The sequence below is a fragment of the Pantoea sp. X-Soil-ISGK-259 genome (assembly GCF_059730705.1).
Genome location: NZ_AP035987.1, coordinates 110065 through 125723, shown reverse-complemented (window position 1 = coordinate 125723; position 15659 = coordinate 110065). Strand labels below are relative to the sequence as shown.

13 protein-coding genes are annotated in these 15659 nt (G+C 55.0%); 5 read left to right on the top strand and 8 right to left on the bottom strand.

Annotated elements, in window-relative coordinates; translation table 11 throughout:
- The first annotated feature begins 80 nt into the window (after positions 1 to 80).
- Positions 81 to 1367 carry a 4-aminobutyrate--2-oxoglutarate transaminase gene (gene gabT / locus AC6I77_RS19775; protein ID WP_485523288.1) on the top strand — a complete coding sequence of 429 codons (1287 nt, stop codon included), beginning with the start codon at positions 81 to 83 and terminating at the stop codon, positions 1365 to 1367.
- 76 nt (positions 1368 to 1443) lie between these two features.
- Positions 1444 to 2859 carry a GABA permease gene (gabP, locus tag AC6I77_RS19770; RefSeq protein WP_003848167.1) on the top strand — a complete coding sequence of 472 codons (1416 nt, stop codon included), beginning with the start codon at positions 1444 to 1446 and terminating at the stop codon, positions 2857 to 2859.
- 91 nt (positions 2860 to 2950) lie between these two features.
- Here the strand turns inward: gabP and AC6I77_RS19765 are convergent, their stop codons facing one another.
- Both AC6I77_RS19765 and AC6I77_RS19760 read right to left on the bottom strand, forming a co-directional pair.
- Complete coding sequence (locus tag AC6I77_RS19765) at positions 2951 to 3367, bottom strand: bleomycin resistance protein (protein ID WP_485523289.1); 417 nt, start codon at positions 3365 to 3367, stop codon at positions 2951 to 2953.
- Between the two features lie 21 nt (positions 3368 to 3388).
- Positions 3389 to 4285 (bottom strand): LysR family transcriptional regulator, encoded by an 897-nt coding sequence (locus tag AC6I77_RS19760; protein ID WP_192377924.1) that lies wholly within the window; start codon positions 4283 to 4285, stop codon positions 3389 to 3391.
- A gap of 146 nt (positions 4286 to 4431) precedes the next feature.
- On the opposite strand from AC6I77_RS19760, the gene AC6I77_RS19755 reads away from it, so the two are divergent.
- Positions 4432 to 5283 carry a Vmh family MBL fold metallo-hydrolase gene (locus tag AC6I77_RS19755; RefSeq protein WP_140915635.1) on the top strand — a complete coding sequence of 284 codons (852 nt, stop codon included), beginning with the start codon at positions 4432 to 4434 and terminating at the stop codon, positions 5281 to 5283.
- Between the two features lie 81 nt (positions 5284 to 5364).
- Here AC6I77_RS19755 and AC6I77_RS19750 read toward each other — a convergent pair whose 3' ends face one another.
- Positions 5365 to 6036 carry a hypothetical protein gene (locus AC6I77_RS19750; protein ID WP_140915634.1) on the bottom strand — a complete coding sequence of 224 codons (672 nt, stop codon included), beginning with the start codon at positions 6034 to 6036 and terminating at the stop codon, positions 5365 to 5367.
- Between the two features lie 227 nt (positions 6037 to 6263).
- Positions 6264 to 7166, bottom strand: a complete 903-nt coding sequence (locus tag AC6I77_RS19745) for a LysR family transcriptional regulator (protein ID WP_003848157.1) — start codon at positions 7164 to 7166, stop codon at positions 6264 to 6266.
- Between the two features lie 97 nt (positions 7167 to 7263).
- Between AC6I77_RS19745 and AC6I77_RS19740 the strand changes: the two genes are divergently transcribed.
- Positions 7264 to 8322, top strand: coding sequence for an SDR family oxidoreductase (locus AC6I77_RS19740; RefSeq protein ID WP_003848155.1), 1059 nt, complete (start codon positions 7264 to 7266; stop codon positions 8320 to 8322).
- A gap of 53 nt (positions 8323 to 8375) precedes the next feature.
- On the opposite strand, the gene rluF is transcribed toward AC6I77_RS19740, so the two are convergent.
- The 4 genes from rluF to AC6I77_RS19720 form a co-directional block, all read right to left on the bottom strand.
- Positions 8376 to 9254: a 23S rRNA pseudouridine(2604) synthase RluF gene (gene rluF, locus AC6I77_RS19735; protein WP_003848152.1), complete on the bottom strand. Its 879-nt coding sequence runs from the start codon at positions 9252 to 9254 to the stop codon at positions 8376 to 8378.
- Between the two features lie 103 nt (positions 9255 to 9357).
- Positions 9358 to 9828, bottom strand: coding sequence for a GNAT family N-acetyltransferase (locus AC6I77_RS19730; RefSeq protein ID WP_003848151.1), 471 nt, complete (start codon positions 9826 to 9828; stop codon positions 9358 to 9360).
- A 137-nt stretch (positions 9829 to 9965) separates the two neighbouring features.
- Positions 9966 to 11939 carry an autotransporter domain-containing esterase gene (locus tag AC6I77_RS19725; protein WP_003848149.1) on the bottom strand — a complete coding sequence of 658 codons (1974 nt, stop codon included), beginning with the start codon at positions 11937 to 11939 and terminating at the stop codon, positions 9966 to 9968.
- 206 nt (positions 11940 to 12145) lie between these two features.
- A complete protein-coding gene (locus AC6I77_RS19720; RefSeq protein WP_003848148.1) occupies positions 12146 to 13036 on the bottom strand; it encodes a MurR/RpiR family transcriptional regulator in 891 nt (296 codons plus the stop codon).
- 471 nt (positions 13037 to 13507) lie between these two features.
- Here AC6I77_RS19720 and AC6I77_RS19715 point away from each other — a divergent pair, with 471 nt between their 5' ends.
- Positions 13508 to 15628 carry a TonB-dependent siderophore receptor gene (locus AC6I77_RS19715; protein ID WP_497817243.1) on the top strand — a complete coding sequence of 707 codons (2121 nt, stop codon included), beginning with the start codon at positions 13508 to 13510 and terminating at the stop codon, positions 15626 to 15628.
- The last annotated feature ends 31 nt before the right edge of the window (positions 15629 to 15659 follow it).

Below are 15659 nucleotides of genomic sequence, written 5' to 3'. Positions count from 1 at the left end.
CTGGCAACTCACCGCGCCTCAGGCATAAATAAACGTGTTTGTCGGGAATTGTAAACACGCATATTAACGAGGTGGAATAAATGAGCGAAAAAAATAACCTGATGCAGCAGCGCAAAGCACAGGCTCTTCCCAAAGGTATCGGTACGCTGTGCGACTGGTACGTTGCCCGGGCAGAGAACGCCACCTTATGGGATCAGGACGGTAACAGCTGGATCGACTTTGCGGGCGGCATCGCAGTGCTGAACACCGGCCACCGCCATCCACGCATTGAACAGGCGATTGCCGAACAGTTAACAAAGTTTACTCATACGGCCTTCCAGATCACGCCTTATGAAAGTTACATCGCACTTGCCGAGCGCATTAATCAGCGGGTGCCAATCGCTGGGCCGGCGAAAACCGCCTTCTTCACAACCGGCGCGGAAGCCGTAGAAAATGCAGTGAAAGTGGCGCGTGCCTTTACCCGCCGTCACGGCATCATCACCTTTGGTAACGCGTTCCATGGCCGTACTTTTATGACGATGGCGATGACCGGGAAAGTGGCGCCTTATAAACGCGATTTCGGCCCGATGCCGCCGTCGGTGTTTCATGCACGCTATCCCAGCGCGGTTCAGGGAATCAGCATTGAGGCCGCGCTGACCAGCCTCGACGAAATTTTCTCTCAGGACATTGCACCGCATGACGTCGCCGCAATCGTGCTGGAGCCGGTACAGGGCGAAGGTGGTTTCCATGCGGCACCGGCAGAGTTTATGGTGCAGCTGCGCGAACTGGCTGACCGTCACGGCATTCTGCTGATTGCAGATGAAGTGCAGAGCGGATTTGCCCGCACCGGCAAGCTATTTGCCATGGAACACTATCCGGTGAAGGCCGATATCATCACGATGGCCAAAAGCCTGGCTGGCGGGATGCCGCTCTCTGCCATCGCAGGTCGTTCAGAAGTCATGGATGCGCCTGCGCCTGGTGGGCTGGGCGGAACCTATGCCGGAAACCCGCTGGCTATCGCTTCAGCGCACGCGGTTCTGGATGTGATTGAAGAGGAGCAGCTCTGTCAGCGTGCCGTTGAACTCGGTGCCCGGCTTGAAGCTGAGCTGCAGGAGCACCAGCGCAAGCATCCGGATATTGCTGACGTGCGTGCGCTGGGTTCGATGGTAGCCATGGAGTTTTATCAGGCCAGCACCGCGCAGGCCGTTCAGAAGATGGCAATGGAACAGGGCCTGCTGCTGCTGACCTGTGGAGCCAAAGGCAATGTCATCCGCTTCCTTTACCCGCTCACCATTCCGGATGCCCAGTTCAGCCAGGCGCTGACCATTCTCTCCACGGTGATCAATCACTGTGTCGCATCTGCCGGACATCCCGTCGTCCCAGCCTGATTTCGCTGGCGCGTTAACGCAAGTTTATCCCCGTTCGTCCGGTCTCACAGGCCGGACGCCGTCTGGAGACGTTTACATGACGATGACTCAGAATGCGAATGAAGATTCGCTCGCCCAAAACCTGAAACCGCGCCACGTGCGTATGCTCTCAATTGCTGGTGTGATTGGCGCAGGACTGTTTGTTGGCTCCGGCCACGCAATTTCTGAAGCGGGCCCGGCGGTCCTGATCTCTTACGCAGCGGCGGGTGCCCTGGTCGTATTGATCATGCGAATGCTGGCTGAGATGGCTGTTGCCTCGCCCGACTCCGGCTCGTTCTCAACCTATGCGGATAAAGCTCTCGGACGCTGGGCCGGTTTTACCATCGGCTGGCTTTACTGGTGGTTCTGGGTGCTGGTGATTCCGCTGGAGGCCAATGCGGCAGGCACCATTCTGCATGCCTGGTTCCCCGATATCGCCATCTGGCAGTTCACTTTCGCCATTACATTACTGCTAACCATCACCAACCTGCTCAGCGTGAAAAATTATGGCGAGTTCGAATTCTGGTTTGCCCTGATCAAGGTCGTTGCCATCATCCTGTTCCTGGGCGTGGCGGGTGCGGCAGTATTTGGTCTGCTGCCGGACAGTAACACCAGTGGCCTGTCGCATCTTTATGACACACATGGTTTTATGCCGAATGGTATCGGCGCAGTTGTCGCGGCCATTCTGACCACCATGTTCTCATTTATGGGCACAGAAATTGTCACGATAGCGGCTGCCGAGTCGAAGAATCCTGGCAAGCAGATCACCCAGGCAACCAATTCGGTTATCTGGCGTATCGCGCTGTTCTACCTGCTCTCCATTTTCTTTGTGGTGGCGCTGGTACCGTGGAACACGCCAGGACTGGTTGAACAGGGTTCATGGCAGACGGCATTACAGGCGATGAACATTCCGCACGCACGATTGATTGTCGATCTGGTGGTGCTGATGGCGGTGTGCAGCTGTCTCAACTCCGCACTCTATACCTCTTCACGTATGCTTTACTCGCTGTCACGCCGTAAAGATGCGCCTGCCGCTGCTTCACGCACCAATCGCAGTGGCACACCCTGGGTTGCCGTACTGCTCTCTACGGCGGCTGCGTTTCTGGCGGTCATCGCGAATTATCTGGCGCCCAGCGCAGTGTTTGAATTTTTGCTGGCGACATCAGGCGCAATTGCACTGCTGGTCTATCTGGTGATTGCTGCGTCACATCTGGTGTTACGCAAAAAGCGTGAGAAAGCGGGAGAAGTCCTGAGCTACCGCATGTGGCTATTCCCGGGCCTGACCTGGGTCACTATTCTCTTTATTGTGACAGTGCTGATTATTATGTTGTGTGATCCGAAACATCAGTCTGAGCTTCTGGCAACCGGCGGGTTAACGCTGGTGATTATCGCCACCAGCCTGGTTCTGCGTCGTAAAAAAGAGGTTCGCCAGCGAACGAAATACTTTACTCAGCGCTCGTCCGACCCCTCATAATCTCTGGTAATTCTTTAACAGTAAATGATGCCCACCTTTCACAGCAAAGGTGGGCATTTCTGCTTTTATATGCAGAATAAAATTTGAAAGCTTATTCCAGATACTGGCTGAAGCGCAGCAGATACCCATCCGGATCCTGTACCAAAAACTCCCTCTGACAGGCAATCGTCTCGCCAGTGTCATAATGGTTATCCCGCATCTCACGAAAGAGTGGCACGGCATGCTGCTGCAAACGCGTTAATACAGCGTCAATGTCGTCCACCTCGATCTGGAAATTAATGCCCCGGCCAAGCGGCCAGTGCAGCCCGGCGGTGTTCCAGCCCTGCGGATGGAACTGCTCAATCATCAATTGTGCTTCTCCATAGCAAAGGTATGCGAAGTCAGGCTGCTGACGCTGAATCCTTACCTCAAAGCCCAGCACCACAGTGTAAAAGTGCATCGAAGCGGCGAAGTCAGTGACGGTGAGTTCTGGCACCATGCGATTCCAGTACATATTGTTATCACTCATAAAGGCATCCGTTTTTGTCTGTTACGATCGCTGTTCATTCTCACCGCCAATACTTCTTTGCAGTTCATCCAGCATCAGCCGCAGGGCGGCAGACTGATGCTCGCGCGACAGATACAGTCCCCAGATGCCAATGCGCCGGGGCTCATAATCGGGCAGTAAGCTCACCAGCTTACCCGCTTCCAGTGCGCGCCGGGCTTCCTGCTCAGGTACCATTGCTATCCCACAATGTGCAATGGCTGCATCACACAACAGTAGTGAGATGCCAGCACTGAAGTTTCCCTTAACAGCAGCCGTGATTTTCTCTCCATCCGCCGCCGTGAAATGCCAGCTTTGTCCGGCGAACTGGCTGTAGTAAAGACAGTTGTGCTGTGTCAGATCATCCGGGGTTTGCGGTATGCCATGCTTCTGCAGATATTCCGGTGAGGCGCAGAGCACAGAGCGACATTCCCCGAGGCGGCGCGCGATAGCGCCCGGCTCTGGCGCATCCGTAATACGAATCGCGAGATCGATACGCTCACTGATCAGACTCACGGGCTGATTATTAATGTCCAGCTCAATGCGCAGTGCAGGATAGCGTGCCAGAAAGTCAGGGATCACCGGCCCGACAAGATGCAGCGCCGTGAAGTGGGCGCAGGCGATGCGAAGCGTTCCCGCCGGCACGCCCTGCGTGGTCTCCTGCTGGATCGCTTCTGAGAGCAGGGCCAGCTGACGGGTCTTTTGCAGGGTCGCCTCACCGGCAGGCGTCAGGGTCAGCCGACGCGAAGAGCGATGCAGCAGACGTGTTCCCGCCCACCTTTCCATCTCCTCCAGATATCGGCTGACCATCGGACGAGAGATCCCCAGCGCACGTGAGGCGGCACTCAGGCTACCCAGTTCACAGATTCGGTTGAAAACAGCGGCTGCCGTCACTCTGTCCATCTCGTTCACCTGTTCGGATTATGAAACTCAGCATCTCTGATTGCGGGAATTCTATCAGATGGCGAGAGGCGTAGAATAGCGCCATCGACACTGAACAACGCCCGATGCAGATGCCTGAAGCGGGCCTTTACTTCTGAGGATTCACAATGAAAACCACACTGTTACCTGTGATGTTAATTCTGGCTTCGGCTTCCGCTAGCGCCGCCACTCTGCAACTGGAAACCTATAATCCGCAGGAGAAAGGCATTTTCCCTGTCTCTTCCACACTGGTTTCCGGGCCAACCGAAGCAATTCTTTTTGATGCACAGTTCAGCACCCAGGACGGTGAGAAACTGGTGGAGATGATTAAAAAGAGCGGTAAAAAGCTGAAGGAAGTGGTGATCACCTCTGGCGATCCTGATTTTTACTTTGGTCTGGAACCGATTGTTAAGGCCTGGCCGGATGTGAAAGTGGTTGCCGCGCCTGCGGTCGTGAAGCATATCCAGCAGACGCATGATGCCAAACTGAAATACTGGGGTCCTCAGATGAAGCAGGGCGCGCCGGATAAAGTGTTTGTTCCTGAAGTGACTCAACAGACACGCTTTAGCGTCGACGGCGAGGTGCTGGAACTGCGTCATCCTGAGCAGTACGCTGCCTACGTATGGATCCCTTCTGTGCGCACCATTCTGGGCGGTACGGGCCTTGCTTCCGGTATTCATGTCTGGACCGCTGACACCCAGACCGTTAAGAGCCGTGCAGAATGGCGTCATATCCTGACAGAAATGAAGACGCTGAACGCAACGAATGTCATTCCTGGTCACTACCTCGGGGCTCGTCCTGAGGGCTCCCAGGCTGTGGATTTCACACTGAATTACCTGAAGAGTTTTGAAACGGCATTGTCACAGCACAAAACCTCAGCTGGCGTGATTGCCGCCATGAATACGGCCTGGCCGAAACTGGCTGAGCCGGCATCACTGGAACTCAGCGCCAAAGTAAATACTGGCGAAATGAAGTGGTAAATCTGTGACAGGTCAGTTAACCGCAGCGTGCGCAGCCGTTTAGCGGTTAACGCCCTGGAATAAAGCAGAGAGGTCCAGGCGCTATTTCTTTGTGAGATAGCGCCTGTCATCACGCGCCTGCAACCGCGCTTCCGCCGGAGTCGGGAAGATATAGTGAAACAGATCGCGGTAAAAACTCAGATGCTTCAGTAATCCTTCCTGAATAGCCCGGCTGATGTCCTTAATCAGGAAGGCCTGGGTAGTATTGAAGTTAGCGATACTGAAAAAGGTTTTGTCATAGACGTTCACCACCCCTTCCCATTTCATCACCTTCTCATCCGGAGATATCCCTTCTGAGGCAACAAACATGCCTTTATGGGATTTCACGCCCTGTTTACTGATATAGGTAGTTAACGCGTCATAGCCACGCTTATTGCGCCAGCGACAGAATTCATACGGCACATCGTAATGCGGCAGCACAAAGTCAGGCGTGCGAAAATGTTCATCCCCAATCAATCCATCCAGCGTGACAGTGAAATGCAGAAAATCCTGCAGGAAATCGAACTGGCGGGTTTTGGTCAGAGTAACATTGATGGTGAAGTGACCCGCCTGTACAAACCAGTAATTGGTGAAGCCGGTGACCAGAATACAGAATGCCTGCCAGTCACTGAGTTTTCGATCTCCCGCCAGTCCCCTGAAACGGCTGATCATCATCCGCGATTTTGGGTGCTGATACGCTTTCAGCAGCGGATCGTTCATACCCTTCAGTAACATCAGGCACACTCCTTGATAGATTGCGCTTATCCTGCCACGCCCTGATCAGGGTGAAAAGTGTCGTTGTTCTGAAACAGTCTGAACTGATCGTCACTATGATAGGGAGCCCGGTGCTTCTGGTAGCCGGAAGGCTCAACAAATAATCAGTCCATGTCTATCACCATCCCACTCAGGTGACAGGCTATCCTTAGGTTGAGGGCAGAACTTATTCTCTTTTCTTAATGCTGTTAACTGATGCTCTGGCCTGCTGTACGTATCAGCTCACTCACTTCCGCCACCAGCTTACGAACCTTATCAGGGATAAAACGGGCGTCCGGGAAAACGGCATAAAGATAGCGGTCGGGAAGCCGCCAGTCCGGTAAAACCCGTACCAGCCTGCCGGAGGCCAGCGCATCTGCGCCAATCAGCAGCTGTAACCCGCCAATCCCCAGCCCCGCCTCAAGGGCCTGCATTAACGCCTCACTGTTGTTAGAACGAAACACGCTTTTCACGGGAACAGACACACCTGTCATCCCGGACACCAGCTGCAGCGGCGCATCAGGCGAAATACCGCTAAAACGTATGTGAGGATGCCGCTGTAAGTCATCGGGCGTTTCCGGCATACCGTTTTGCGCTATCCACTCAGGGGAAGCCACCAGTACGGTTTCAACCGTGATCAGCGAACGGGCCGCCAGCGTGGCAGGCGGTGACTCGCTAAGGCGGATCGCCACATCAACGCCCTCCGCAATGAGGTCTGAAAGACGATCCTCAAGCGCGATATTCAGATGCAGCGCAGGATGCGCCTGCTGAAAGGCGATCAGATGCGGCATCAACCGGTGCCCTATGCCGCTCGGCAGCTGAATATGCAGTTTGCCGTGAAGCGGCTGCGTGCCAGGCCGCAATTGCTGTTCAAGTTCCTCCATCGCACTGAGCAGTTGCCTGACCTGCTGCAGATAGTGCTGACCCTGCTCCGTGAGCGCCATTTTTCTCGTCGTTCGGTGTAGCAGCACTACGCCCAAGGCCTCCTCAAGTGCAGCGATCTGCTGGCTCACCGCCGACTGCTTCATGCCATTTTGCCGTGCCGCCGCTGAGAAGGATCCCGCTTCGGCTACACGGACGAAGGTCTGAATCGCAGTCAGTTTGTTCTGCATTTATTGATTTTCCTGATAAGTGATATCCGGTTCAGGGGATTTAATCAGAATAACGCGCAGGTGAGAATGCGGCTTCTCTCTTAACAGGGTAATGATCATGAAAATGACGCAGGATAAAAAGGTTGCGCTGGTAGCAGGGGCCAGCGGGATTATCGGCCAGCAACTCAGCCAGGCGCTGGTGGCCGATCAATGGCAGGTGACCGCGCTGACGCATCAGTCAGACCTGGCGATAAGCGGAACCGAGGTTATCGCGGTGGATTTGCGCGACGTGCAGCAGAGCCATGAACGGCTGGCCTCACTGACTGATGTGACCCATATCTTTTACAGCGCATGGCTGAATGCCGCCGACTGGGAGTCGATGGTCGGTCCAAATCTCGCCATGCTGCAAAATCTGGTGCAAACCCTTGAAAATATCGCTCCGCTTGAGCATGTCAGCCTGATGCAGGGATACAAAGTGTATGGCGCCCATCTCGGACGATTTAAGACGCCGGCGCGGGAAAGCGATCCCGGCGTGCCCGGTGCCGAATTCAACGCCGCTCAGTTGAACTGGCTGAGCGCACAACAGCAGGGTAAAGCCTGGCACTGGAGCGCACCACGGCCCGGCGTGGTCGGCAGTGACCGGTCAGGCAACGTCATGAATCTGGCGCTGAGTCTGGCAATCTATGCTTCAATCTGTCGTGCAGCTCAGCTGCCTTTACGCTTCCCGGGTTCGCTGGAAACCTGGAACAGTATGGTGGATTTTACCGATGCGGCATTGCTGGCTGACGCCACGATCTGGGCAGCGCGCAACGCTGACGCACGCAATCAGGCGTTTAATATTAACAACGGCGATCTCTGGCGCTGGAGCGAGCTGTGGCCTGTCATTGCAGAATGGTTTGCGCTGGATATCGCGCCGCCCGTTTCACTCTCTTTCCGCCAGATGTTCAGAGACTATCGTACGCTGTGGCGAGACATCGCTGCAGATAACACACTCGTCGAGGCCGATATTCTGGCGCTGAGTGACGGGACTTTCGCTGATTTTGTCTTTGGCTGGAATTACGACATGTTTGGCGACGGCAGCAAGCTGCGTCGGGCAGGTTTTAACGGTTATCGTGCAACGGATGAGATGTTCTGCGATCTGTTTGCCCACTTCCGGTCATCGCGAATGATTCCGTGATAAAACGGTAAAGCACAGAGAGCGGGAATATCGCTCTCTGACTCAGGAAGATTTTAGCGCCCTTTCTTCTTACGTCCCGGCTGCACAAAGCGCTTGCGTGAAGCACCATTCGCATCGGCTTTTTCAGCCGGTTTAGCGGCACGCTTCTGTGGCTTACTCGCGGCGGCAGCTTTCGCCGGGGCTTTGGCTTTCTTCGCCGGTTTGTCTTCTGACGAGGAGTTCTCCAGCAGTTTAAACAGCTCTACGAGTTCGTCGTCGGTGAGATCGCGCCATTCACCCAGCGGTAACCCTTTGAGATTGACGTTCATGATGCGGGTACGCTCAAGCTTCGTCACTTCAAAGCCGAAATGCTTACACATACGACGGATCTGGCGATTCAGCCCCTGAACCAGGGTAATGCGGAAGACAAACGGGGCTTCCTTTTTCACTTTGCATTTTTTGGTCACCGTGCCCAGCATCGGCACGCCTGCGCTCATCCCGGCAATAAATTCATCGGTGATCGGCTTGTCGACAGTCACGACATACTCTTTTTCGTGATTGTTACCGGCCCGCAGTATCTTGTTGACCAGATCGCCATGATTGGTGAGGAAAATCAGGCCCTGAGAATCTTTATCGAGTCGGCCAATCGGGAAGACGCGCTTGCTGTGATTGACGAAGTCGCTGATGTTATCGCGCTCGCCTTCTTCCATCGTGGTGATGATCCCGACGGGCTTGTTCAGGGCAATCAGCACCAAATCGTCTTCGTCGCGCGGCTCGATCAGCTGACCATTCACTTTCACCACATCGCCTGCAAATACCTGCGCGCCCACAGAGGCGCGTTTGCCGTTAATGAAAACGTTGCCCTGCTCGATATAACGATCGGCGTCACGACGAGAGCAGATGCCGCTCTCGCTGATGTATTTATTGAGACGAGTTGATGAGTCAGTCAGCATGATTCCTCCAAAAAACGCGGACTATACCTTACCGGCGGGGGCTTGCGAAGCCTTTGTACGGGAAACTTTTGCCACTTTTTGCCCGCCTGGCCGTGGTCCGCATTTACAGGTCAATCGACATCTCCATACAACGCAACGCGCAGCCCGCCAGCTTTGACGGATAAAGACTTTCTCCCAGCGGCCGGAAACCATGCTGCTCATAAAAGCTCACGGCGTTTGGCGTCGACTCAAGCGTTAAGCGGCGATATCCACGCTGCAGCGCCTCCGCTTTGATAGTGTCAATGATCCGGCCCGCCATTCCCTGTCCGGCAAAGCCTGGCAGCGTAAAAATGGCTTCGACACTGGCGGCAGCGAGATCCAGCGAACCTGTCGCCACCGGCACGCCGTCCGGGCCATCAATCACGAAGAAGGGATTCACGCGAATCATCGCAGGAAAGCTGGCGGGCATGCGGTCTGGCGTCCAGGCGGCAAGGACATCGGGAGGATAAACGTGCTGGCAGCCGTGGCGAATAGCCAGATTACGGATATTCCATAACGTGTGCGCCTCTTCGGGCGATGCCTGTCTGACAATCATGATGCCCTCCGGCTCCTGAACAGAGCCGTTACGTTAGCACACCGCGATGCGGGGATCTCCAATCCCTGACAGGTTCAGATGTCGTCAGCCATTACCTCTTTGCGTAATGACAGACGACAGAGTTTAAAGCAGAGCAGTTAAAAGCGGGCGTTAAGTCCGACGTTCCATGTCACCTGATGCGTGTCGCTGTTGCCTGCCACTGCTGAGACGCCCGCAAAGGCATTGACCGATGCGCCAATCGGCACACTCGCCCCGACCGCCATATCGATCCAGTTATCGTCACGCGAGCCGCTGTTGCGGGTAAAGGCGGTGCGTGTCGATTTCAGTCCGGCGGTGACGGCAGAGTCGGTATCACCAAACTGGTGGTTATAGCTGACCTGCGCCCAGGGATTGATTAACAAATCCTTACTGTCGATACGCCAGCCGACGGAGCCGATTTGGGAATGCAGTGTCTGGTCGCCAAAGCGCATAGAAGTACTGCTGTTCCCCTCTTCTTTATACCCATCGACCTGGGTGTAATCCAGCGCATAGCTTGCCATCGGGCCGGTGGAGACATAGCGACCCAGCGGCAAATCCCAGCCGGTCTGTACCCGCATTCCCAGCACTTTGCCATCACTGCTGCCCTTTTCAGTACGTGTCGCGGGTCCCAGCCTGATCTGACGCTCAATATCATCAAAGTTGAGATCGGCATAATGGGCATCCGCATTAATCCATCCGCCATCGAGATAATTGAACTGACTCCAGAGCGCCACCAGATTGCCGCGTAAACGGTAATCAAAGCGCGACGAAGGATCCTGGCGTTGCGAGGTGGCGGAAAGCATCGCGCCGGCCTGCCAGTGATCGGTCAGCTGATAGCCCACACCTACGGTGCCAGTGGCGCTGGTGGCATCGCCATCAGGCAGGCTGTCACCGCGAAAATCTCGCTGTTGCCCGGCATAACCGCCGAACACAGTAAACTCGCCAGCGCTGGCGGGCTGCTGACGCTGCTGCTGCAGATGACCGTCGAGCGTGTTATGCGCATCGCCCACCAGCATCGACGGTGCCTGAGCTAGCGCCGCCACCTGCAGCGGCGCATTCAGCACCGACTCAATATAATCGGCGATCAGCGCATGCACTGCCGGGCTGGGATGCAGCCGGTCGGCGAACAGATATTGCTGTGACTGAGAAAATCCAGGCGTCGAGGAGGTGCAGTCCATTGATGAGACACCTGGCGGGCAAGCCATGCCCGCCGTATTGCTGAGTCCATACAGACGCGGATTATCAATCACCTCATTAAACAGGCCATTGATATCCACCCGCGCGATGTTCCCGCGTGCTGTCAGCAGACCCTGCTCTTCAGCCTGATTGTAACGATCGGTCAGTGTCGCAGCCTCCTGACTCAGTAATTGCCAGGCAGCAATCAGCTGTTGCGCAAGAGCATCCCGGATAAGTGGAATCGAAGAGACCTGTCCTGCCGCCTCGTTTAGCGCGGTTTCAATCGCCTGCTCTCTTGCGGCCCGATCAGGCGTGGTGGTGGTGCTCAGCGACTGAAACAGCGCCGCCGTCGCGGGTTGCGCAGCCGGGCCAAGTACCTGCAATATCGCCTGCAACAAAGCAGGCGTTGCGCCAACATTCGGCACCGTCGGCACAATCACCGTTCCGGCCCCGGCATTCAGCAACCGGCTGACCTGAGAGGCCGCTGCACTGGCACTGTTATCCACGATCTGCTGTGCAGCCAGCGGCGCCAGGGCTGCCGCCGCCAGATCATTACCACCAATCCAGTGAATGTAGAGACCGTTCGGGTCAGCCCGTCCCCCACGCGCCGCAAGATAGCTATCAAGTTGATCCTGAGTATTAAACAGCGGATTGATCGCCGGCACTGCAACCGCGCCACCCTCGGCATAGTTGTTACCACCCAGAGATGAGGGACGCAGGGTATCGCCCAGCGACTGCGCCAGAATCTCGTCATAAAGCGGATGAGTCGCGCCATCGTAGGTAAAGCGGCCTACGTTGCCGCCATCACTCAGGCTATCGCCAAACACGGTGAGATCGCTCCATGCCGCAGCAGGTAACGGGGACAACAGGCTCAGGGTCGCACAGCAGAAAAGGTATTGCGCGTGAAGGGGTTTCATCAGCAGCTCCGCACAAATCAAAATTTTGAGAAAAAAAGCGTCGTAACCGCACCCACTGGCGCAGCAAGCTGTAAGCGTAGTCGTCTCAGAAAATGGGCGGCAGAAAAGACGCGATCGCGGTCGCAAAGCCGAAAAATTTGGCTTAAAGATGAGCCGGAAAATCCGGTTAACCTGAAAGGCATACCGCTTCGGCTCAGTAATGATGACTACTTTTTGCTGACGGGTTTCAACCCGCGATTGAGATCCTGTAAACGCTTCATAGTTTTCACCGTGCGCTGCGGCAGCGTGGAAGCCACCGACAGGATTAGCATCTCCAGGCAAACCATAATCGTGCCGTGCAGGGGAATGCGTCCCTTCTCACCGCCACGGGGCACATTGATCACTACATCCGCTTCTCTCGCAAAAAAGGAGTCGGTGGCATTAGTCAGCAGAATAACCGGGATGTCCAGCCGCTTTGCTTCTCGCACCACGGCCGTGCCTTCGCGGTGTGCAGACTGCTGGGCCATCATCACCAGCACATCGCCGCGCTGAAGCGCCAGCATTTGTTCTGCCAGTGCAATACCGGCGCGATTCAGGGAGAAGGCGGGGAGACCAATACGGTTTAGCAGCCGCACGCTGTAGTCCGCAAGAATCCCCGAGGCATTAATGCCAAAGATAGCGACTTCCCGCGCTTCGCCCAGCAGCGCGACGGCATCCGCTACCGCCACCCGATTATGCGGTTGCGACAGCACCTCACAGGCATAACGATGACCATCCAGCACAAAGTCGATGGCGCTGTTCACATCGCTGGTCACCTCACTGACGGTGGTGATCATCTTATCTTCTGAAGTCAGCGAGGGACCAAACCAGGCCTTAAGCGTCTGTTTGAGGTCGCGCAGACCGCTAAAACCCAGAGCCTGAATAGCGCGGATCACAGTGGCATCAGAGGTGTGATTCGCTACGGCGATCTCAAGCGCGGTGCTCTCCAGTACCGTTTCCCGCTGTTGATCGATATAGCGCGCTACGGCCAGCAGACGCGGAGAAAGCTGTTTTTCGCGGGCACGAAGGCGTTCAGCGACCACATCCACTCTGTTTTTAACGGGTCTGTTCTGTTTCATGCTGCTCCTGCTGCTGACCTTACAAATCTGTAATGCTCACTCCCGGCCTGATCCGGGCGTGACAATTTCAGGCCTCAAAAATGTAGTGAAAGCCTCATTACGCTTTAGATTTCACCTGAAAAAGCCAGGGTTTAAACACTACTCCTACATCCCATAACGAATAAATAATCATTATTATCAATGATATAAAATCATATCTGAACTGTTTTTTTATAAAAAGTGACGCGATAAAAATGTAGTAAAAACTCTTCAAATTTTGTTTACTACTACATTACCTGATGTTTGAATGATTCTCAATTACAGATGAGAAGTGTTGTCGTCCGGGCAACGTCATGATGTCTGAACGCTGATGTGCTTCTCCTCTGCTTAAAGCGCTGCATATTGCAGACCACCTCCAGGGAAGCCCTGCATGACCGACAGCCATCAGGGCGTATTAGCTTCAGAAACTGCCAGTAACAGACACGAAAAAAAATGAAAAACAAAGACACACGATATCCGGCCCGACACCCTGCTCTGGTCATGGCGATTTTCGGCAGCATTATGCTGCCACAGGTCAGTGCAGCAACCGACAGCGCACCGGATATGACCGTGACCGCGGATGCCAGTCCAGAGGGAAATTACAGCGCCAGCGAGACCAGCGTTGCCAGCAAAATGCCCACCGCGCGACTCGATGAGGTGCAGTCGGTCAGCGTGGTCACGCAGCAGCAACTGGAGGATTTTCAGGCCAGCTCACTGGCAGATGCGATGCGCTTTGTCAGTGGCGTCTCGGAGGCGAACACGCTGGCAGGCACCGAAGATGGCTTTGTACGGCGCGGTTTTGGCAGCAACGCCGATGGGTCGATTTACCGGGATGGTATCCGCAGCAGCCAGGGTCTCAATTTTGATGCGACGACTGAAAGGGTTGAGGTGCTGAAAGGTTCCTCTTCCCTGCTGTATGGCATTCAGAATCCGGGTGGCGTTATCAATGTGGTCAGTAAAAAGCCGCAGTATAACTGGCACTCCAGCGTCACCGGACGGTATGCCAGTGAGGGTGGCGGTGCTGGCACGGTGGATGTCACAGGCCCGCTGGGCAACGGTTTTGCCTTCCGGCTAATCGCCGAAAAGCAGAATCAGGACTACTGGCGCAACTTTGGCAGTGAAGAGCACACACTACTTGCGCCATCGCTGCAGTGGTTCGGCGAGCAGGCCAGCTTTCTGATCAGCTATGCAGACTATCGCTATGACATTCCTTACGATCGCGGCACCGCGTTTATCGACGGCAAGCCGATTGATATTGGCTACAAAGATCGTCTGGATGATAAAGCTAACCATGCCTGGGGCCATAACAGAACCCTGAATGCCCATTATGACTGGCAGTTTAATGATGAGTGGCGCACCCGGTTAACGCTTGGCTGGAACCAGCGGCAATATGATAATAATGAAGTGCGCGTAACGGCGGTGAACGCCACCAGCGGCGTGGTCACACGTCGCGCCGATGCTAATCGCGGGTTTAACCACAAAACCAAATATGTAAGCTGGGATCTGATGGGCAACCCTGAAATCCTGGGGATGCAGCACGCGCTGGTGGCGGGCACCGACTATGAGATGAACCAGACTTATCGTGCTCATCAGTATCAGGGCAAGGTCAATCGCCAGTTCAATTACTTCAATCCCGACTATGACATGCTGTCGCCGGTCACAGACGCCAGCACAGAGAACACCGCTGCGGCTAATAACCTGAACCGTATCCATAGCCGGTCGCTCTACGCTAAAGACAGCATTTCACTGACACAAGACTGGATTGTGGTACTGGGTGGTCGTTATCAGCATTATGAGCAGCGTGCCTCTCGTGGCTTCAATCCGGAGATTGAAACCCTGAACGATGAGGGCAATAAGTTTCTGCCGCAGGCGGGAGTCATCTACAAACTTACGCCTGACCTCTCTTTCTACACCAGCGTCAGCAAATCTTTCACGCCTTCAACGGATGTGGATGATGAGGGTAACGTCGGCAAACCTGAGCAGGGAACCAGCTGGGAAGTGGGCAGCAAATGGCAGCTGTCGCCGAAACTCCTCGCCACCGTGGCGCTCTACCGTATCGATGAAAGGTCGATGTCGCTGAATATTAATGGCAGCACGCGAGCCATTGATAAAGCCCGTTCGACCGGTGCTGAGTTTGAGCTGAATGGCGAAATTGCGCCTGGCTGGGATTTGAGTGCGAACTACAGCTATGATCAGGCAGAAATTGTCAGTGACCGGGTTAATCCGGATAACAACGGTAACCGTCTGCAGAATGCCCCGCGTCATGCCGGTGCGCTTTACCTGAGTCATGAAATGCAGGTCAGCGGCCTGCCCGGCTCGCTGCGGCTCGGCGGCGGTGCGCGATATGTCGGCAGTCGTGCAGGCGATCCCGACAACAGCTTCACCCTGCCCGACTACGTAGTGGCTGACAGCTTCGTCGCATGGAAAAACCGCCTGTTCGGCGAAAAAACGGAGCTGCGTCTGAACATTAATAACCTGTTTAACCAGCACTATTACACCTCAAGCGGCGGCAATCTGCGCGTCCGTGAAGGCGAAACCCGCAATCTGATGGTACAGGCCCGTGTTGAATTTTAAATCACTTCGTTCTGCATTGCTGATGCTCGGC